This window comes from Pseudomonas sp. LAIL14HWK12:I1, assembly GCF_003202095.1.
GTDB classification, from domain to species: domain Bacteria; phylum Pseudomonadota; class Gammaproteobacteria; order Pseudomonadales; family Pseudomonadaceae; genus Aquipseudomonas; species Aquipseudomonas monteilii.
In genome coordinates, this window is record NZ_QJKG01000002.1 from 71,630 (window position 1) to 90,618 (window position 18,989).

The 18,989-nt window shown below is 62.4% G+C and carries 24 protein-coding genes; 12 read left to right on the plus strand and 12 right to left on the minus strand.

What is annotated here, in order from left to right; all coding sequences use genetic code 11:
• The first annotated feature begins 35 nt into the window (after positions 1-35).
• Both D906_RS05215 and D906_RS05220 read left to right on the plus strand, forming a co-directional pair.
• Entirely contained in the window at positions 36-584 is a 549-nt protein-coding gene (locus tag D906_RS05215; RefSeq protein WP_016712820.1) for a gamma carbonic anhydrase family protein, read from the plus strand.
• A 59-nt stretch (positions 585-643) separates the two neighbouring features.
• The gene (locus D906_RS05220) at positions 644-1,294 is read left to right on the plus strand and encodes an HAD family hydrolase (RefSeq protein WP_025754209.1); all 651 of its coding nucleotides are present in this window, start codon (positions 644-646) and stop codon (positions 1,292-1,294) included.
• A gap of 33 nt (positions 1,295-1,327) precedes the next feature.
• Here D906_RS05220 and D906_RS05225 read toward each other — a convergent pair whose 3' ends face one another.
• Positions 1,328-2,401 carry an aminopeptidase gene (locus D906_RS05225; RefSeq protein WP_027614791.1) on the minus strand — a complete coding sequence of 358 codons (1,074 nt, stop codon included), beginning with the start codon at positions 2,399-2,401 and terminating at the stop codon, positions 1,328-1,330.
• A gap of 85 nt (positions 2,402-2,486) precedes the next feature.
• On the opposite strand from D906_RS05225, the gene D906_RS05230 reads away from it, so the two are divergent.
• Entirely contained in the window at positions 2,487-2,900 is a 414-nt protein-coding gene (locus D906_RS05230) for a hypothetical protein (protein WP_016712817.1), read from the plus strand.
• Positions 2,901-2,955: 55 nt separating this feature from the next.
• Positions 2,956-3,369 (plus strand): hypothetical protein, encoded by a 414-nt coding sequence (locus tag D906_RS05235; protein WP_019098083.1) that lies wholly within the window; start codon positions 2,956-2,958, stop codon positions 3,367-3,369.
• Between the two features lie 35 nt (positions 3,370-3,404).
• On the opposite strand, the gene D906_RS05240 is transcribed toward D906_RS05235, so the two are convergent.
• On the minus strand, positions 3,405-3,638 hold the full coding sequence (locus D906_RS05240) for a DUF1161 domain-containing protein (RefSeq protein ID WP_016712815.1): 234 nt from the start codon (positions 3,636-3,638) through the stop codon (positions 3,405-3,407).
• A gap of 73 nt (positions 3,639-3,711) precedes the next feature.
• Positions 3,712-4,137, minus strand: a complete 426-nt coding sequence (locus tag D906_RS05245; RefSeq protein ID WP_027614792.1) for an OsmC family protein — start codon at positions 4,135-4,137, stop codon at positions 3,712-3,714.
• A 154-nt stretch (positions 4,138-4,291) separates the two neighbouring features.
• Here D906_RS05245 and D906_RS05250 point away from each other — a divergent pair, with 154 nt between their 5' ends.
• On the plus strand, positions 4,292-5,296 hold the full coding sequence (locus tag D906_RS05250; RefSeq protein ID WP_025754211.1) for an LLM class flavin-dependent oxidoreductase: 1,005 nt from the start codon (positions 4,292-4,294) through the stop codon (positions 5,294-5,296).
• A gap of 37 nt (positions 5,297-5,333) precedes the next feature.
• On the opposite strand, the gene D906_RS05255 is transcribed toward D906_RS05250, so the two are convergent.
• Both D906_RS05255 and D906_RS05260 read right to left on the minus strand, forming a co-directional pair.
• Complete coding sequence (locus D906_RS05255) at positions 5,334-5,555, minus strand: DUF1161 domain-containing protein (RefSeq protein ID WP_025754212.1); 222 nt, start codon at positions 5,553-5,555, stop codon at positions 5,334-5,336.
• A 101-nt stretch (positions 5,556-5,656) separates the two neighbouring features.
• Positions 5,657-5,872, minus strand: a complete 216-nt coding sequence (locus D906_RS05260) for a dodecin (RefSeq protein ID WP_003253076.1) — start codon at positions 5,870-5,872, stop codon at positions 5,657-5,659.
• 151 nt (positions 5,873-6,023) lie between these two features.
• On the opposite strand from D906_RS05260, the gene D906_RS05265 reads away from it, so the two are divergent.
• Entirely contained in the window at positions 6,024-6,347 is a 324-nt protein-coding gene (locus D906_RS05265) for a YqjD family protein (protein WP_016712811.1), read from the plus strand.
• Here the strand turns inward: D906_RS05265 and D906_RS05270 are convergent.
• The gene (locus D906_RS05270; protein ID WP_027614793.1) at positions 6,344-7,240 is read right to left on the minus strand and encodes a LysR family transcriptional regulator; all 897 of its coding nucleotides are present in this window, start codon (positions 7,238-7,240) and stop codon (positions 6,344-6,346) included. The genes D906_RS05265 and D906_RS05270 overlap by 4 nt on opposite strands.
• Positions 7,241-7,350: 110 nt before the next feature.
• Between D906_RS05270 and trpB the strand changes: the two genes are divergently transcribed.
• Both trpB and trpA read left to right on the plus strand, forming a co-directional pair.
• Positions 7,351-8,568, plus strand: a complete 1,218-nt coding sequence (trpB, locus tag D906_RS05275) for a tryptophan synthase subunit beta (RefSeq protein ID WP_015268451.1) — start codon at positions 7,351-7,353, stop codon at positions 8,566-8,568.
• A complete protein-coding gene (trpA, locus tag D906_RS05280) occupies positions 8,565-9,374 on the plus strand; it encodes a tryptophan synthase subunit alpha (protein WP_027609957.1) in 810 nt (269 codons plus the stop codon). The genes trpB and trpA overlap by 4 nt, the downstream gene beginning before the upstream one ends.
• A gap of 111 nt (positions 9,375-9,485) precedes the next feature.
• Here the strand turns inward: trpA and D906_RS05285 are convergent, their stop codons facing one another.
• On the minus strand, positions 9,486-9,818 hold the full coding sequence (locus D906_RS05285) for a DOPA 4,5-dioxygenase family protein (protein ID WP_016712807.1): 333 nt from the start codon (positions 9,816-9,818) through the stop codon (positions 9,486-9,488).
• 23 nt (positions 9,819-9,841) lie between these two features.
• The gene (locus D906_RS05290; RefSeq protein WP_025754213.1) at positions 9,842-10,741 is read right to left on the minus strand and encodes a LysR family transcriptional regulator; all 900 of its coding nucleotides are present in this window, start codon (positions 10,739-10,741) and stop codon (positions 9,842-9,844) included.
• A gap of 108 nt (positions 10,742-10,849) precedes the next feature.
• Here D906_RS05290 and betC point away from each other — a divergent pair, with 108 nt between their 5' ends.
• From betC to D906_RS05305, 3 genes are all read left to right on the plus strand, one after another.
• The gene (gene betC / locus D906_RS05295; protein WP_019098076.1) at positions 10,850-12,367 is read left to right on the plus strand and encodes a choline-sulfatase; all 1,518 of its coding nucleotides are present in this window, start codon (positions 10,850-10,852) and stop codon (positions 12,365-12,367) included.
• A gap of 14 nt (positions 12,368-12,381) precedes the next feature.
• Positions 12,382-13,305 carry a choline ABC transporter substrate-binding protein gene (choX, locus tag D906_RS05300; RefSeq protein ID WP_027609958.1) on the plus strand — a complete coding sequence of 308 codons (924 nt, stop codon included), beginning with the start codon at positions 12,382-12,384 and terminating at the stop codon, positions 13,303-13,305.
• 158 nt (positions 13,306-13,463) lie between these two features.
• The gene (locus D906_RS05305) at positions 13,464-15,029 is read left to right on the plus strand and encodes a SulP family inorganic anion transporter (protein WP_025754215.1); all 1,566 of its coding nucleotides are present in this window, start codon (positions 13,464-13,466) and stop codon (positions 15,027-15,029) included.
• 304 nt (positions 15,030-15,333) lie between these two features.
• On the opposite strand, the gene aroE is transcribed toward D906_RS05305, so the two are convergent.
• Both aroE and hemF read right to left on the minus strand, forming a co-directional pair.
• Entirely contained in the window at positions 15,334-16,158 is an 825-nt protein-coding gene (gene aroE / locus D906_RS05310) for a shikimate dehydrogenase (protein WP_019098073.1), read from the minus strand.
• A 25-nt stretch (positions 16,159-16,183) separates the two neighbouring features.
• Positions 16,184-17,095 (minus strand): oxygen-dependent coproporphyrinogen oxidase, encoded by a 912-nt coding sequence (hemF, locus tag D906_RS05315; protein ID WP_027614794.1) that lies wholly within the window; start codon positions 17,093-17,095, stop codon positions 16,184-16,186.
• Positions 17,096-17,230: 135 nt separating this feature from the next.
• On the opposite strand from hemF, the gene D906_RS05320 reads away from it, so the two are divergent.
• Positions 17,231-18,208 carry an NADPH:quinone reductase gene (locus D906_RS05320; RefSeq protein ID WP_025754217.1) on the plus strand — a complete coding sequence of 326 codons (978 nt, stop codon included), beginning with the start codon at positions 17,231-17,233 and terminating at the stop codon, positions 18,206-18,208.
• Between the two features lie 153 nt (positions 18,209-18,361).
• Here the strand turns inward: D906_RS05320 and D906_RS05325 are convergent, their stop codons facing one another.
• Complete coding sequence (locus D906_RS05325; protein WP_081735815.1) at positions 18,362-18,670, minus strand: Txe/YoeB family addiction module toxin; 309 nt, start codon at positions 18,668-18,670, stop codon at positions 18,362-18,364.
• A complete protein-coding gene (locus D906_RS05330) occupies positions 18,636-18,920 on the minus strand; it encodes a type II toxin-antitoxin system Phd/YefM family antitoxin (RefSeq protein WP_019099397.1) in 285 nt (94 codons plus the stop codon). The genes D906_RS05325 and D906_RS05330 overlap by 35 nt, the downstream gene beginning before the upstream one ends.
• Between the last annotated feature and the right edge of the window lie 69 nt (positions 18,921-18,989).

The following is an 18,989-nucleotide window of genomic DNA, read 5'->3' on the forward strand; positions in this document are numbered from 1 at the left end:
CAGCCTGCCTATCGGCACAGATGAGAGACGCTATCATGGCCATCCGAAGCTTCCAGCAACACACTCCGAAAGTTGGATCACGGGCCTTTATCGACCGTTCGGCGGTAGTGCTGGGCGATGTGGAGATTGGCGAAGACAGCTCGGTCTGGCCGTTGACCGTGGTGCGCGGCGACATGCACCGCATTCGTATCGGCGCACGCACCAGCGTGCAGGATGGCAGCGTGCTGCACATCACCCATGCCGGCCCTTTCAACCCGGACGGCTTCCCGCTGATCATCGGCGACGAAGTGACCATCGGCCACAAAGTGATGCTGCACGGCTGCACCCTGGGCAACCGCATTCTGGTCGGCATGGGCAGCACCATCATGGACGGCGCCATCGTCGAGGACGAAGTGATCATCGGCGCCGGCAGCCTGGTGCCGCCCGGCAAACGCTTGGTCAGTGGCTACCTGTACATGGGCAGCCCGGTGAAACAGGCCCGGCTGCTGAACGACAACGAGCGCGCATTCTTCTCCTACAGCGCCGGCAACTACGTGAAGCTCAAGGACCAGCACCTGGCCGAAGGCTACGACCAACCGGAATGACCGCATTCGCGGGCAAGCCCGCGAAGAAGGCAATGCAGCACTCAAGTGGAACTCAGTAAATGCATCAGCAAAACATTCTGTTCGACCTCGACGGCACCCTGACCGACCCACGCCTGGGCATCACCCGTTCAATCCAGTATGCCTTGGCCAAGCTGGGCATCGACGAACCCGACCTTACCCGCCTCGAGCACTTCATCGGCCCACCCCTGCTGCAGGCCTTCATGCAGTTCTACAGCTTCGACGAAGCCAAGGCCTGGGAGGCGGTGAACTTCTACCGGGAGCGCTTCCGCGTAACCGGCCTGTACGAAAACCTTGTGTTCCAGGGTGTGCCGGAGTTGCTTGAAGCCCTGACCGGGCAAGGCCGCACGCTGTACATCGCCACCTCCAAACCCTGGGAGTTCGCCCGTGAAATCGCCCGGCACTTCGCCTTCGACCACCACTTCAAGGTGATCTACGGCAGCGAACTGGACGGCACCCGAACCAACAAGGTCGAGCTGATTCGCCACCTGCTGGACGAAGAAGGGCTGGACCCGGCCCAGACACTGATGATCGGCGACCGCAAGCATGACCTGATTGGCGCACGCAGCAATGGCTTGCAGGCCGTGGCGGTGGGGTATGGTTTTGGTAGCCAGGAGGAGTTGATGGCGGAGGAACCGGCCTATCATTTTGCGACCTTGGCCGAGATGCATCAGGCATTTATCAAGGCTTGATGGCCCTGGGGGCTGCTTTGCAGCCCCAAAATCTCACTGGCTAACCATCAACCCCTGTAACGCCGCCTTCCTTTCAGAAATCGGCAACCGTCCCAGTTGCTCGACCCGCTCATAAAACCGCCCCCAATCCCCACCCACCTCGCGGAACAGCGCCTCAAAAGCCGGCACCCATTGGTCATAAAGCCCGAACGGCAACAACTTGGCATTGCTCAACGGCCCATACACCCAGGCGTCATAGCGTTTGTCCCCCCCCCACTGGCCATCACGCACCTGCCGGTACTCGCGCCTCAAGCGCTCGAACTCGGCCCGCTTGGCCTGCCGCTTGTGCGCTTCGTCCAGTGTGCCTGAATAGATCGCCTGCAGCCGTTCACGGCTGGCCAGCACCAGCCGGATGAACTGCTCACGCTGCTGCCCCTGATCCCCGCCAATGGCGGCAAGCCCACGCGCCACGCGCCATTGCCGCGTGCCTTCCTGCTCGACGAAGGAGGCAAACGACTCGTTGAACTCGGTGTCGTTCTGCACATAAAAGCGCTGGTGAGCCAGTTCATGGAAGATCAGCGTGGCCAGGCGCTCGTCGCCCCAGCCCACCATCGAAGAAAGAATCGGGTCATCGAACCAACCCAGCGTCGAATACGCCTCCACACCGCCAACGTACACATCCAGCCCGTCTTGCCGCATCAGCGCCGCCGCCCCACGGGCCGCGCCTTGCTGGTAGTAGCCGCGATACGCCACGCACCCCGCGATCGGGAAGCAGTGCGTAATAGGCTGCAACGACAGCTCGGGCGTGGCGAAGACATTCCACACCACATAAGGCCGGCCAATGTCGGCGTAAACCCGGTAGCTGCGGTTATCCGGCAGTTTCAGCTGCTGGCTGGCGAATACCCGCGCCTGTTCAGCGTGTGCCAGGTGCGATCGTAATTGCGGGGGCGTCGCCGGGTCGGCTATCACCTGCGCGACAGGCTGCCGCGCACGCAGCAATTGCCACTGGCCCTCAGCCAACTGCCCATAGTAGGCAACGCTGCTGCAACCGTTCAGCAGGAGCGCGGCCAGCAGGGGAACCAAAGGGATGAAAACGCGGTCGAGTGCCCCAGGGCCTGAGCGCTGCATAAGAAAAAGTCGAAGCATCCGGGACTGTCTGACTCGCTCAAGGCCGATTCACTCCAAGACTATCTCGCCAAGGGGGAGTTTCGCCATGCGTGCATTGTTGGTCGCCGGTTCACTGTCGCTACTTTGTGCCTGTTCAACGTTGCCAGACCCGGACCCGAACCAGGCCTGGATCGACCTCACCCCCTACGACAACACGTCGCTGCACGCCGTGCAGGTCGACGAACGAGAGTGGGTCGACAGCCGCTATTTTGAGGTACCGCCTGGCAGCCACGAGCTGACCGTGCGCTACCAGTTTCCGGTTACCCCCAGCAATATCGGCCCGGTCGATGAGCCGCTGTGGCGCGATTGCCAGGTCAAGCTGACCTTCAAGGACTTCAGCGCCGGGCAGCGCTACCAGCTGCAAGCCGGCAGCATTGGCTTCCGCCCCTGGATCAAGCTCTACGACCAGCAGCAAAAACTGCTCGGCCAAGGCCTGCCTGCAGGCTGCCAACGCACCTGAACCCCGCAAACGGCGCTATGCTTGTACCTTGTACATCGCAAGTGGGAGTCTTGCCATGCGCCAGCCCATGATGCTGATCGCCCTCAGTGCACTGGGGGCTTGCGCCAGCCCCTTGCCGCCCGTCGACCCCAAGCAGGCCTGGGTCGACCTCTACACCATGACCCCCGGCCGGGTGATCATGGCCGACCGCCTTGACGGGAAACGCCTGGAGGATGGCCGTTACTTCCAGGTAACCCCCGGCAAGCACGAACTGGTGGTGCGCTTCGATTATGAAATCTACTCCGGCGGCATCATGAGCGAGCCCCGGGACCGCACCTGCTACCTGACCGTGCGCTTTGACAACTTCAAGGCCGGCGAGCGCTATCGCCTGGAGGCACGGGCTCCGGTGATGGAGCCGCAGGTGCTGCTGTACGACGCCAGCCGCAAGGTGCTGGTGAACGAGCCTAGCAATGTGTTCTGTATTCCGTGAAAGCCGGGGCTGCCACGCAGCCCCGGGTCTCATGGCTACCGGTCATTCTTCTGGTAGATGATCTTCTTCGTCCCGCCATCGCAGGTCCCGACCACCATATTCTGGTCCTTGACCTCGCTGTTGGGCACGATCTCCAAGGTGTAGGAAGGCACGCCCTGCGCCTGGATCTTGGCCTCGATCTCGGCTTTCAGCTCCTCGCACGGTTTCACTGCCGCCAACGTGGAGGTGGCGGCCAGGGAAGCCAACACGGCGATTGCTACGCGAATCATGGAACGGCTCCTGAAGAGGCAGCGTGCTGCCGACGCTGTTTAGACTACAGCAAACCGCCACCGTTGCGCCGCTTCAGCCAACCAGCGCGGCATCCAGGCTGATCTTCGCGTTCAGCACCTTGGACACCGGGCAACCTTCCTTGGCCTTGTTGGCTATCTCCAGAAACTGCGCTTCGCTTGTACCAGGCACCTTGGCCCTGAGCACCAGGTGCACGGCTGTAATGGCAAAGCCATCAGGCAGCTTGTCTAGCGTCACCTCGGCAGCAGTGTCGATCCGGTCCGCCGTGAGCCCCGCTTCACCAAGCATCATCGACAGCGCCATCGAAAAACAGCCCGCATGGGCTGCACCGATCAACTCTTCCGGATTGGTGCCCGGCGAGCCCTCAAAGCGGGTGTTGAAGCCATAAGGGTTCTGCTTGAGCGCGCCGCTTTCTGTGGAAAGCAGGCCAGTGCCGTCCTTCAGGCCACCTTGCCAGATCGCCGATGCTGTCTTTTTCATGCTGCCTCCTTGTCTTTCGGTTACGTGCTTATGGGTTCAGAGGCCAGCCGCCTACAGCAAGTTCAGACCAATCTCACAGCAAGCATTGAATCCCCCGAATATGCCCATACAGAGATCAAAAGGCCTCTGGCCAACCACCTTTGCGGAGGCTCCAATGACGCAACTGCGCGACCTGAAAATTTCCACCCTCGATCTGGTGCCCGTACGCGCCGACGCCGGCCCCGCGCAGTCGCTGCGCAATTCGCTGGACCTGGCACAACACGTCGAGCGCTTTGGCTACAACCGCTTCTGGGTGGCCGAGCACCACAACATGGACGGCATCGCCAGTTCAGCCACCTCGGTGCTGATCGGTTATCTGGCAGGGGGGACGTCGACCATTCGCGTGGGCTCAGGAGGGGTGATGCTGCCCAACCATGCGCCACTGGTGATCGCCGAGCAATTTGGCACCCTGGCCAGCCTGTACCCCGGGCGAATCGACCTGGGCCTGGGCCGTGCGCCAGGTTCCGACCAGATGACGGCTTACGCCTTGCGCCGAGATCGCGCCGGTGGCCCGGACGACTTCCCGGACGATGTCGAGGAGCTTTCGCGCTACCTCGGCCCACGCACCGATGATCAAAAAGTGATCGCCGTACCGGGGCATGACACCGACGTACCCATGTGGTTGCTGGGTTCCAGCCTGTTCAGCGCCCAGCTGGCCGGGATGCGCGGCATGCCCTACGCCTTCGCCTCGCACTTCGCACCGCGCTACATGCACGAAGCCATCCGCGTTTACCGCAACCACTTCAAACCATCGACCACGCTGGACAAGCCGTATGTGATGCTGGGCATTCCCATGGTGGTGGCCGAAACCGATGAAAAGGCCGAGTACCTGGCTACCTCGGTGTACCAGCGCATCCTGGCGCTGATTCGCGGGCAGAGCCTGATGCAAAAGCCGCCAGTGGAAAGCATGGATGGGCTATGGCTGCCGCATGAGCGGGATGCTGTGGGTAGCTTCCTGGGCCTGGCGATGATCGGTAGCCCGCAGAAAGTACGGGCCAAGGTGGAGGTGCTGCTGGAGCAAACCGGAGCGGATGAGCTGATCTTTACCTGTGACTTGTATGAGCATGCGGACCGGGTGAGGTCCTATGAACTGTTGGCGCAGGCCTTGAAAACCGAGTGACCTCCTTCGCGGGCTTGCCCGCGAAGGAGCCAACACTTCAACCGCGGCGGTACACAATCTCCTTGGTACCGGCCTCACAGCTGCCAATCACCTTGCCGGCCGGCTCGCCTTTGTTGACGATCTCCAGCTTGTATCCGGTGACGCCCTTGGCATCCAGCTTGGCCGCAATCTCCGCCTTCAGCTCCTCGCACGGCTTGCCCGCCGCCATGGCGCCGCCAGCCAGGGTCATAAGGCCCAGGGCCAGAATCAGTTTGTTCATCGATCGCTTTCCTTGTGCAGATGAAATCAGAAAGGGCGCCCGCCAAGGCGCCCCCTTCCTAAATACCCCATCAAGCCGGGATCATCTACCCCGGCGCAGCATCAGCTGTTGGCGATACGGAAACCGACTTTCAGCGTGACCTGGAAGTGCGCGGCCTTGTTATCGCGGATATGACCACGGGTATCGACCACTTCGAACCACTCCAGGTGCTTGATGCTCTTGCCCGCTTCGGCCAGGGCATTGTTGATCGCCTCTTCGATGCTGGTAGGCGAAGACCCCACCAGTTCGATCTTCTTGTACGTGTGATGATCGGTCATGAGCGTTCTCCTTGGGTGACGGTGATTTTTTAGCCTAGCAGCGCAGGCCTGGTTTATCTGCGAGCCGTCACCCACGGCCAAAGTTCGATCGCACTTTCACGCATACCAACGGTCGCACTCCTTACAGCCCATACTGCAAAGGAGAGTCAACATGCACCGTAACTCGCTGCGTAAAACGTCCCTGGAAAGCATGGAAGCAGAGATCGAGAGCCTTCTGAAAAGCCTGGAGAACCTCAAGCACGATGCGTCGGAAGAGTCCCAGAAGTCGGTGAAGGCAATCCGCAGCAACGCTGAGAGTGCCCTCCGTCATTCGCGCAGCCTGCTGAGCGATGCCTATGAAGAAGTGAAGCAGCGCACCCGTCAGACCGGCATCGCCACCCGCGACTACGCCCAGGAACACCCGTACACCACCGCTGGCGTGGCCATTGGGGCACTGGGCCTGCTGGCGGCCTACCTGATGTGCAAACGAAACTAGGCGCTCTGCCGCGCCAATTCGGCACGTAGCCACTGCGCCAACTGCTCGGCGCGCCCGTCTGCGGCGCGCCTGGGCACCCACAATGCCAACGCGGCAGGGGTAGGGGAAAAGCCCCACGGCGCACTCAAGCGGCACGCACGCAAGTCATCAGCAACCAATGGCTGTGGCGCAATCGCCACACCCAACCCCGCCACAGCGGCTTCCAGCAAGTAATACAGGTGCTCGAACGCCTGGCCATAGTGAATGGCTGCAGGGTCCAGTCTCTGTTCCTGCGCCCAGGTAGGCCAGGCCTGCGGGCGCGAGGTGGTGTGCAGCAAGGCTTCGCCCAGTAACGCCTTGGCAGGCGCTCCCTGCAAGCGTTCAAAGCCGGCGTAATGGGGGCTCACAACTGGCCCGATACGTTCCTCGGCCAGTACATACACCTGCATGTCCGCAGGCCACGGGGGTTCGGCATACACCAGCAGCGCGTCCAGCCCAGGCCGCCGCGGGTCGAGGTCACCTTCACCCGCCGACAGGTGCAAGCGCAGCTCGGGCAAATCCGCCTGTAGCCGCCCCAGCCGTGGGATGAACCAGCGCGCCAACAGGCTACCGGAGCAGCCCAACACGAACGGCGCTTCGCTGACATCACGGCTGAGCTCGGCACACACGCTGCGCAGCCGGTCGAAGGCTTCGCCACTGGCATCGCGCAGGCGCACCCCGGCATCTGTGAGTTTGATGCCGCGCCCGTCCTTGACGAACAGGGCCACGCCCAAGTGCTCTTCAAGCACTTTGATCTGCCGGCTGACGGCACCGTGGGTCACATGAAGGGCCTCGGCCGCCTGGCTGACGCTGTTAAGCCGGGCAGCGGCTTCAAAGGCTCGCAGTGCATTGAGGGGAGGGAGGTCGTGGGCCATTTTACCTGTGAGTTTTTCTGACAAGTTTGCGCAATCTTATCGGTTTTCAGCCGGGCTTGCCGTGGTTAGAGTAAAGCCCATCACTCATTCATTACGCCCTGGAGCGCCCCATGACCCAGTCCCAATACCGCCCCGGCCCCGACGCCAACGGCCTGTTCGGCTCGTTCGGCGGCCGCTACGTGGCCGAAACCCTGATGCCACTGGTGCTGGACCTGGCCCGCGAATACGAAGCGGCCAAGGCAGACCCCAAGTTCCTCGAAGAACTGGCCTACTTCCAGCGCGACTACATCGGCCGCCCGAACCCGCTGTACTTCGCCGAGCGCCTGACCGAACACTGTGGCGGCGCCAAGATCTTCTTCAAGCGTGAAGAGCTCAACCACACCGGCGCGCACAAGGTGAACAACTGCATCGGCCAGGTGCTGCTGGCCAAGCGCATGGGCAAGAAGCGCCTGATCGCCGAAACCGGCGCCGGCATGCATGGCGTGGCCACCGCCACCGTCGCTGCCCGCTTCGGCCTGCCTTGCGTGATCTACATGGGCGCCACCGACATCGAGCGCCAGCAGGCCAACGTGTTCCGCATGAAGCTGCTGGGCGCCGAGATCGTCCCGGTCACTGCCGGCACCGGCACCCTGAAAGACGCCATGAACGAAGCCCTGCGCGACTGGGTGACCAACGTCGAAGACACCTTCTACCTGATCGGTACCGTGGCCGGCCCACACCCGTACCCGGCCATGGTCCGTGACTTCCAGTCGATCATCGGCAAGGAAACCCGCGCCCAGCTGCAAGAAAAGGAAGGCCGCCTGCCAGACAGCCTGGTTGCCTGCGTGGGGGGTGGCTCCAACGCCATGGGCCTGTTCCATGAGTTCCTCGAAGAACCAAGCGTGCAGATCATCGGCGTCGAAGCTGGTGGCCACGGCGTACACACCGACAAGCACGCCGCCAGCCTGAACGGCGGTGTACCGGGCGTGCTCCACGGCAACCGCACCTACCTGCTGCAGGATGAAGACGGCCAGATCACCGACGCCCACTCGATTTCCGCAGGCCTGGACTACCCGGGCATCGGCCCGGAGCACGCCTACCTGCACGAAGTGAAGCGCGTCGAGTACGTCAGCATCACCGACGACGAAGCGCTGGATGCGTTCCACGCCACCTGCCGCCTGGAAGGCATCATCCCGGCCCTGGAAAGCTCCCACGCCCTGGCCGAAGCGATCAAGCGCGCACCGAAGCTGCCCAAGGACCACCTGATGGTCGTGTGCCTGTCGGGCCGCGGCGACAAAGACATGCAAACCGTCATGAACCACATGGCCGCCCAGGAGAAACAGGCATGAGCCGTCTTGAACAACGCTTCGCCGAACTGAAGGCCGAAGGCCGTTCGGCACTGGTCACCTTCGTCACCGCAGGCGACCCGGGCTACGACGCTTCGCTGCAGATCCTCAAGGGCCTGCCGGCCGCTGGCGCCGACGTGATCGAACTGGGCATGCCGTTCACCGACCCGATGGCCGACGGCGTGGCCATCCAGCTGGCCACCCTGCGCGCCCTGGAGGCTGGCCAGACGCTGGCCAAGACCCTGCAGATGGTTCGCGAATTCCGTGTGGATAACCACACCACGCCGATCGTGCTGATGGGCTACTACAACCCGATCCACCGCTTTGGCGTGGAAAAGTTCGTGGCTGAAGCCAAGCAAGCCGGCGTCGATGGCCTGATCATCGTCGACCTGCCGCCCGAACACGACGCCGAACTGGCCACCCCGGCCCAGGCTGCAGGCATCGACTTCATCCGCCTGACCACCCCGACCACCGACGATGCGCGCCTGCCGCGCGTGCTGGAGCGCAGCTCCGGGTTCGTCTACTACGTGTCGGTGGCCGGTGTGACCGGTGCCGGCTCGGCGACCACCGAGCACGTGACCGAGGCCATTGCCCGCCTGCGTCGGCATACCGATCTGCCGATCAGCGTTGGTTTCGGCATTCGCACCCCGGAGCAGGCCGCGAACATCGCCCGCTTGGCGGATGGTGTGGTGGTGGGGTCGGCGCTGGTCGACAAGATTGCCCAGGCCACTAGTGCGGACCAGGCAGTGAATGATGTGTTGAGCTTGTGCTCGGCACTGGCTGATGGGGTACGCTCGGCTCGCCATTGATTGCGAGGGCTCAGCCCTCGATCGTGGCACAAGGCCGCTCCTACAAGGTATTGCGATCACCTTGTAGGAGCGGCCTTGTGCCACGAAGAGCCCGGCACAGGCAATACAAATCTACCCACCAAAAATCGACAGTTTCAAAGGCCGCACAGCACCCATCCAGATCGCATGGTCCCGGTGGTCCGCCAGCTCATCCCCGGTCAGCGGGTGCATGAACACCACCAACCCCTTGCGGTACAGCGCCAACCAAGGCAACACCACCCCGACAAATTCCGGCTCGAACGCCAGCTGGCAACTCCAGTCCGGGTGCGGCCCCACCGGCTTCTGGTGCATACGCCCCATGGTCACAGGGAACAGCCGCGCCGCCTCCTCACACAGCTCACGTGCCTGCTCCATCGTTGCCGCGTCGTAATAAACGTGTGCGTGGTAGCCCTTGATTCTTTGCACAATAACTCCCGATTACACCGCCATCAGCCACTGCGTTCCTGCTCCAGCCAGCTGACGAACCGCTCGATCAACGCCCCGCGCCGCTTGCGCGGTGGCAAAACCAGATAATAGCCCCGACTCGACGTCAGGCTCCCCTCTAATGGCCGACATAGCAAGCCTTGATCCACCAGGCCATCCACCAGGTGCCGCCAACCGATCGCCACACCCTGACCGGCAATCGCCGCCTGGATCAGCAAGGTGTAGTTGTCAAAGCGCAACTGCCCCGCCGGTGGCGGGCTGGCCACGCCAAACCCGCGAAACACCCCCGTCCAATCAAACCAGCGGCTGGCCTGCTCGCCCTTCAAATGAAGCAAGGGCAATTGTTGCAAAGCCACGGCTGACAAGGGTTTGCCATGGGTCAGCCGGGGGCTGCACACGGGGAAAACTTCCTCATCGAACAGCCAACGGCTTTCGCCTTGATGAAAGCGCCCATCGCCAAACAGCACCGCCACATCGATGTCCGGCCGCAACATGCCCTGGCTGCGCTCACCGGTCACCAGGCTCACATCCACCTGTGGATAAGCTTCGTGAAAGCGCTGCAACCGGGGCATCAGCCAGAACGCGGCAAAGGCAAAGTCGGTGGCCACCTGCAGCACCTCGCGCTGACCACGCCCGCTGGCTTGGGCAATGCCGTCATCCATCGCCTGCAATCCCTGATGCACCTGCTCGAACAGCACCTGTCCGGCTTCGGTCAGCTCGATGCCCCGGTAAATACGGTCGAACAGGCGCGTGCCCAGCTGGGCTTCCAGGCGTTTCACCTGCTGGCTCACGGCCGGTTGTGTGGTACCCAGCTCCAGCGCGGCGGCAGTAAAGCTACGCAAGCGCGCTGCTGCCTCGAACACGCGCAAGGTATCCAGTGACAGCTCGGCGAGGTGATCAAACATAAGCTCAGATAATCCCAGTCATTGCCCGCCATGGGCTTTACCCATGTTAGCCACAGTCGCATCTTGGTAGGCAAGCGGTTCGCATAACCCTCAACGATGGAAGCCACCATGACGCGCCCGAATATCCTGTTCATCATGGCCGACCAGATGGCCGCACCTTTGCTGCCGATCTACGCCCGCTCGCCCATCCAGATGCCGCACCTGAGCCGTCTGGCCGAGCAGGCGGTGGTGTTCGACTCGGCCTACTGCAACAGCCCGCTGTGCGCGCCGTCGCGCTTCACCCTGGTCAGCGGCCAGTTGCCCAGCCGCATAGGTGCCTACGACAACGCCGCCGACTTTCCCGCAGACGTACCGACCTATGCCCACTACCTGCGCCGGCTGGGCTACCGCACAGCACTGTCGGGCAAGATGCACTTCTGCGGCCCGGACCAGCTGCACGGCTACGAAGAACGCTTGACCAGCGATATCTACCCCGCCGACTACGGCTGGGCGGTGAACTGGGACGAACCGGATGTGCGCCCCAGCTGGTACCACAACATGTCCTCGGTGCTGCAGGCCGGCCCATGCGTACGCACCAACCAGCTGGATTTCGACGAAGAGGTGGTGTTCAAGGCGCGCCAGTACCTGTACGACCATGTGCGCGGGAACGATGGCCGGCCGTTCTGCCTGACCGTGTCCATGACCCACCCGCACGACCCGTACACCATCCCCAAGCGCTACTGGGACCGCTACGAGGGTGTGGATATCCCCATGCCCCACGCCGGGTTCAGCCAGTCGGAACTCGACCCACACTCGCAGCGCCTGCTCAAGGTCTACGACCTGTGGAACAAGCCGCTGCCTGTGGAAAAGATCCGCGATGCCCGCCGCGCCTACTTCGGCGCCTGCAGCTATATCGACGACAACATCGGCCAGCTGCTGCAAACCCTGGAGGAATGCAACCTGGCAGACAATACCGTGATCGTGTTCTCCGGCGACCACGGCGACATGCTCGGCGAGCGTGGCCTCTGGTACAAAATGCACTGGTTCGAGATGTCGGCACGGGTGCCGTTGCTGGTTCATGCGCCGAAGCGCTTCGCAGCAGGCCGGGTCAGCGCCTCGGTCTCCACCTGCGACCTGTTGCCAACCCTGGTCGAACTCGCTGGCGGCGCTGTGGATAACCACCTGCACCTGGACGGCCGCTCACTGGTAAGCCACCTGCAAGGGCAGGGCGGCCACGACGAAGTGATCGGCGAATACATGGCCGAAGGCACCGTCGGCCCGCTGATGATGATCCGCCGTGGGCCGTACAAGTTCGTGTACAGCGAAGACGACCCATGCCTACTCTATAATTTGAGCCGCGACCCGCACGAGCGGGAGAACCTCACCGGCAGCCCGGACCATCAGGCGCTGCTGCAGGCATTGGTCGATGAAGCACAGCAGCGTTGGGACATCCCCAGCCTGCGCCAGCAGGTGCTGGCCAGCCAGCGCCGCCGCCGCCTGGTGGCCGAAGCGCTGGCCATCGGCAAGCTGAAAAGCTGGGACCACCAACCGCTGGTGGATGCCAGTCAACAGTACATGCGCAACCACATCGATCTCGATGACCTCGAGCGCAAGGCACGTTATCCACAGCCCGCACCCATGGATTGAGAAGAGAGGCCGCCATGCACAAGTTCTCCGCCGCCGTGTTCGCCCTGGCCCTGGGCACCGCCACGGCCCACGCCGCCGACAGCGACGCGCAATGCAGCACCGTGAAAATGGCCGACCCCGGCTGGAGCGATATCGCTTCGACCAACGCCGTGGCCCGCCTGCTACTGGAAAGCCTGGGCTACCAGGTGAAAATCGACAGCCTGGCCGTACCGATCATCTACGGTGGCCTGAAGGACGGCCGTGTGGATGCCTTCCTCGGCAACTGGATGCCGGCGCATCAAGGCTTCCATGAAAAGTTCATCGCCAACGGCGATGTGCAGCAACTGTCGCGCAACCTGGAAGGCACCGAGTTCACCCTGGCCGTGCCCGATCATGTGTGGAATGCCGGGGTGAAGGACTTTGCCGACCTGCAAAAGCATGCCGACCAATTCGACAAGAAGCTATACGGCATCGGCTCCGGCGCACCGGCCAATCTGTCGCTGAAGGAAATCATCGACAAGAATGATTTCAACCTCGGCCAGTGGAAGCTGGTGGAATCCAGCGAACAGGCCATGCTGGCGCAGGTCGACCGGGCAGTGAAGAAGCAGCAGTTCATCACCTTCCTTGGCTGGACACCGCACCCGATGAACGTGAAGCTGAAGATGCATTACCTGACCGGCGGGGAGAAGTGGTTCGGCAGCAAAGGCGAGGTGTATACGCTGACCCGCAAGGGTTATCCACAGGCCTGCCCGAATGCGGCGAAGCTGCTGGGTAACCTTAGGTTCACGCTGGACATGGAAAACAGCATCATGGCCGAGGTTGTGGACAAGAAGATCAGCTTTGATGAAGCAGCCAAGGGCTGGGTGAAGGCGCATCCCGAGTTGCTGGATGGGTGGTTGGCTGGGGTCACCACCAAATCTGACGGCAATGCCCTGGAGGCCGTCAAAGCCAAACTGTAATCTCGCAAGCAACACACCTCCCCTGAGGGAGCGGGCAAGCTCGCGAAGAGGCCAGCGCGGTGGATGGCACCGGCTTTGCCGGTGTTCGCGGCGGTTCGACGCCTCGACATGCCCGCTCCCACAGGGTTTGGCGAAACCTTAAGGATTGTGGATAAACCATGCATCGCCTCACTCACCTGCTGCCCTTCCTCACCTGGCTCCCCCGCCAATCGGGCCGCAGCCTGCGCCAGGACCTGCTGGTGGGCCTGAGCGGTGCCATCCTTGCCCTGCCGCAATCCATCGCCTACGCCCTGATCGCCGGCCTGCCCGCCGAATATGGCCTGTATGCCGCCATCGTGCCGGTGCTGATCGCTTGCCTATGGGGTTCATCCTGGCACCTGATCTGCGGCCCGACCGCTGCCATTTCCATCGTCCTCTACGCCAGCATCAGCCCGCTGGCCGTGGCGGGCAGCGCCGACTACATCACCCTGGTGCTGCTGTTGACGTTCCTCGGCGGCATCTTCCAGCTACTGCTGGGGCTTGTGCGGTTTGGCGCGCTGGTCAATTTCGTCTCCCATTCCGTGGTGCTCGGTTTCACCCTGGGCGCCGCCATCGTCATCGCCCTGGGCCAACTGCCCAACCTGCTGGGCATGGACCTGCCCAGCCAGGCCACTGCGCTGAAGACCGTGCAGGATCTGGCCAGCCATGCCGGAGAAGTCGACCTGCCTTCACTGGTGCTTGGCCTGGCCACCGTGCTGCTCGGCGTGACCTTGAAACTCTGGCGCCCACGCTGGCCGAGCCTGTTGATAAGCCTGATCCTGGTCAGCCTGCTGGCGTGGCTGTTGCCAGGCTTCTTTGGCCATGTACCACGAGTAGCAGCCTTCACCGGGCAACTTCCCCCGCTTAGCCCGCTGCCCCTGCTGGACGTGGAACTGATGTTGCGCCTGCTGCCCAGCGCCGTGGCAGTGGGTATGCTGGGGCTGGTCACCAGCCTGTCGATTGCCCGCTCTCTCTCGGCACGCTCAGAACAACTGATCGACCCGGATCAGGAAATACGTGCCCAGGGCCTGTCGAACATCGCGGGGGCGTTTTTCTCTGGTTACCTGTCTGCCGGCTCCTTCACCCGCTCGGGCCTGAGCTATGAAGCGGGTGCCCGTTCGCCCATGGCCGGGGTGTTCTCGGCGCTGTGGGTAGCGTTGTTCGCCGTTACCGGCGCCAGGTTGATCGCACACCTGCCGATACCCGCCATGGCCGGCAGCATTTTGCTGATCTGTTGGGGGTTGGTGGACCATCGGGGGATTCGCGCGCTGTTCCGGGTCAGCCGCTCGGAGTTTCTGGTAATGGCACTGACGGCAGCGGCGACCTTGTTGCTGGAATTGCAGACGGCGATCTATGCCGGGGTACTGGCGTCGCTCTTCTTCTATCTGAAGCGCACGTCACGGCCACGGGTACAGCAGAGCCGTGAGGGTGATGCGGATGTATTGCGGGTGGGCGGGTCGATCTTCTTTGGTGCGGCGCATTACCTGCAGGTGCGCTTGCAGCGTTGCCAGGGGCCACATGTGGTGATCGATGCGCGGCAGGTGAATTTTATCGATTACTCGGGTGTGGATATGTTGCACCGCGAGGCGCGTCGGTTGATGCGCACGGGGGGGAGTTTGACCTTGCACCGGGCCAGGCCGCAGGTGGTCGAGGAGTTGCAAAAGCTGGAGGGTGTTGAATTGTGCCCGATCCGGTTTGAGGAATGACCTGACAATTTTGCCAGTTGTGCCAAAAACAAGGCTGCGGAAAATCAGAGGTATCAACAGCGCAAGGACTGCCTCATGGCGTCTTACACAGGGTTCATGGCCTTGATCCTTTTGTCATCCACTGCCTTCGGCGCAACCAGTGACGAATGCATCACCCAGGCGGAGCAGCGAATTTCCCGGCTCGAGTTGCTGATGAACGAACGGGAGGCCTACACGGGCAAGAAGCAATCGGCCGAGAAAATTGCTCACTATGACGAGCAGATCCGCCTGGAGAAATCTCGCCTCCAGGCGAATGGAGGTCGAGTCAGTTGCGCATCAGTTGACGCCGCAGCTCAGCCAGCACCGGCGCCGTGTCCGGACGCACTCCCCGCCAGATGAAGAAGGCTTCAGCCGCCTGCTCAGCCAGCATCCCCAGCCCATCCAGCACCTTGGCCGCCCCCAGCTTGGTAGCCCACTGGCAAAACGGCGTCGGCTCCTTGCCATACATCATGTCGTAGCAAACCGTGCGCCCGGCCTCGACCAGACTGTCGGCAATCGGCGGCAATTCCCCGGCCAGGCTCGCCGAGGTGGCGTTGATGATCACATCCACCGGCTCCTGCAACCAGGCAAACCCGCTGGCCACCACCGGCCCCAATTCATCGAACTCACGCGCCAGCTGCTCGGCCTTTTCCACTGTGCGGTTGGCGATTACCAGCGACTGCGGCTTGTGCGCCAGAATCGGCTCCAGCACGCCGCGCACGGCGCCGCCGGCACCGAGGATGAGAATGCGTTTACCAGCCAGTTCGACGCCGGCATTCAGCGTGAGGTCGCGCACCAGGCCAGCGCCATCGGTGTTGTCGCCCTGCAAGGTACCGTCGGCCAGCTTGCTCAGCGTGTTCACTGCCCCAGCGCGCTGTGCACGAGGGGTCAGGCTGTCGCACAGGCGATAGGCCTCTTCCTTGAACGGCACCGTGACGTTGCCGCCACTGCCTTGCTTGAAGAAGCCGCGCGCGCAATCGCTGAACTCGTCCAGCGGCGCCAGCAGGGTGGTGTATTCCAGGTCCTGGCCGGTCTGCTCGGCGAACAGGCGGTGAATCAGCGGCGACTTGCTGTGGCCGATGGGGTTACCGAAAACGACGTACTGGTCCATGGCGGTTCCTTGGTTGTCCACAGGCTTACTGGCCAAGCCAGTCGCGGTCTTGCAAGAAGTACTCGGTCAGGCGCGCTTCTTCGCTACCGGGCGCAGCCTTCCAGTCGTAGCCCCAACGTACCTGCGGCGGCAGCGACATGAGGATGGACTCGGTACGGCCACCAGACTGCAGGCCGAACAGGGTGCCACGGTCGTAGACCAGGTTGAACTCCACGTAGCGGCCGCGCCGGTATTCCTGAAACTCGCGCTGCTGCGGGGTGTAGGGCGTGTCCTTGCGGCGCTGGATGATCGGCAGGTAGGCGTTGACGTAGGCATCGCCGATGGCGCGGATGAAGGCAAAGCAGGTGTCGAAATCCCACTCGTTCAGGTCATCGAAGAACAGGCCGCCGATGCCGCGTGGCTCGCCACGGTGCTTGAGGTGGAAGTAGCGGTCGCACCAGGCCTTGTAGCGCGGGTACACGTCGGCGCCGAAGGACGCGCAGGCCTGCTCGGCCACGCGGTGCCAGTGGATGCAGTCTTCTTCATTGCCGTAGTACGGGGTCAGGTCGAAGCCACCACCGAACCACCACACAGCTTCTTCACCTTCCTTTTCGGCGATAAAGAAGCGCACGTTGGCGTGGGAAGTAGGCACATGCGGGTTGTGCGGGTGAATCACCAGCGACACGCCCAAGGCCTCGAAACCACGGCCCGCCAGCTCAGGGCGGTGGGCACTGGCCGAGGGCGGCAGACCCGCACCGAACACATGGGAGAAGTTGACCCCGCCTTTCTCGATCACCTTGCCGTCGCCGATCACCCGCGTGCGGCCCCCGCCACCGGCTTCGCGCACCCAGGCGTCCTCGACGAAGCGAGCACCGCCGTCTTCAGCTTCGAGGGCAGAGCAGATGCGGTCTTGCAGGTCGAGCAGGTAGGCTTTCACGGCCTCGGTGCGGCTAGTCATCGGGTCACCAGGAACGGGCAGGGAAGAATTCGCCGCGTAGCATACCACCGCCAGCGCGCGCGCCGCAGTTGACGGCGATCAAGCAAAGGCGTCCGATAGAAGGCCTTTCCCCGATCCCGACGACAGGAGTGCGAGATGGCCAAGCGTATCCAGTTCAGCCAGCATGGCGGCCCGGAAGTGCTGCAGTTTGTGGAATTCGAACCCGCCCCACCGGGGCCGCAGCAGGTGCGCGTGCGTAACCATGCCATCGGCCTGAACTTCATCGATACCTACTTCCGCAGTGGGTTGTATGCGCCGCCGTCCCTGCCTTCAGGCCTGGGCACCGAGGCTGCCGGTGTCGTCGAGGCCGTGGGCGAAGGCGTCACCCGGCTGAAGGTAGGTGACCGTGTGGCCCATGCCGGCGGCCCCCTGGGTGCGTACAGCGAGGTGCATACGTTGCCGGAGGCCAACCTGGTCAAGCTGCCCGACAGCATCAGCTTCGAGCAGGCGGCGGCGGTGATGCTCAAGGGTTTGACCGTGCAGTACCTGCTGAAGCAGACCTATGAGGTGAAGGCGGGTGACGTGATTCTGTTCCACGCGGCGGCTGGCGGTGTGGGTTCGCTGGCGTGCCAGTGGGCCAAGGCCTTGGGCGCCAAGCTGATCGGTACCGTGAGTTCTGCCGAAAAGGCCGAGCGGGCCAAGGCGCTGGGGGCATGGGAAACCATCGACTACAGCCGTGAAGATGTCGCCAAGCGCGTGCTGGAGCTGACCGATGGCAAGAAATGCCCGGTGGTGTACGACGGCGTGGGCGCCGATACCTGGCTGACTTCGCTTGACTGCCTGCAACCGCGTGGATTGATGGTGAGCTTCGGCAATGCCTCGGGCGCGGTGAGCGGGGTGAACCTGGGGATTCTGGCGCAGAAGGGCTCGCTGTATGTCACACGCCCCACGTTGGCGAGCTATGCCAACAATGCCCAGAACACTCAGGCCATGGCCGATGACCTGTTTGCGATGATTGGCAGTGGCAAGCTGGTTGTGGATATCCAGCAGCGGTATCCATTAAGTGAGGCGGCCAAGGCGCAGGCGGAGCTGTCGGCGCGCAGGACTGTGGGGTCGACTGTACTGATCCCCTGAGCCGGGCACATTCCCTGTAGGAGCGGGCATGCCCGCGAAGAAGCCACCGCGATTGATGGCACCGGCTGTGCCCGTGTTCGCGGGTGAACCAGCTCCCCCAGGTGTTGAGTCGGCCCGGATTACAGCAATCCCATTTAGATTGCTTTGCCTTGATTAATCGTCGTAGTGATATCGGCACTGCAAGATTGTCATCTGCCCACCTTCGAAGAGGTAGACCAACCGATGCTCGCGAGTAATGCGGCGAGACCAGAATCCTGAAAGGTCGCCCTTGAGCGGTTCAGGCTTGCCAGTACCTTTGAAAGGAGTACGAAGGCACTCCCTGATCAGTGCGTTGATCGTTGCGAACACATCCGGGTCAGCATCTTTCCAATGGCAGTAGTCTTCCCAACCCTCTGAAGTAAACGCAACGCTTACAGAGTTGCGAGCCTCAGTCTTGTTGCGTTGTTTTGACTTCATGTTCATCTATGGACAGCTCATGGGTAGCAGCTTTACCCGACCGCAGCTGATCAATGGATGCTCGCAAACGCTTGGCATTGGCTGAAGAACCCAGCAGGTACATGGTTTCTTGCATGCCGTTGTAGTCTTCAAGCGAGAGCATAACCACCGGCTCACCGCGCTGGCGGGTAATGATCGCAGGTTCGTGATCCCGACATACATCATCCATCGTCTGCTTCAGGTCGGCGCGAGCCTGGCTAAAAGTCAGTACATGCATTTCTCAAATCCCTCCCAGGCAGGGCCCGGATCAGGTTTTTCTCGACCCATTCAGTTCTGCTGAATGGGC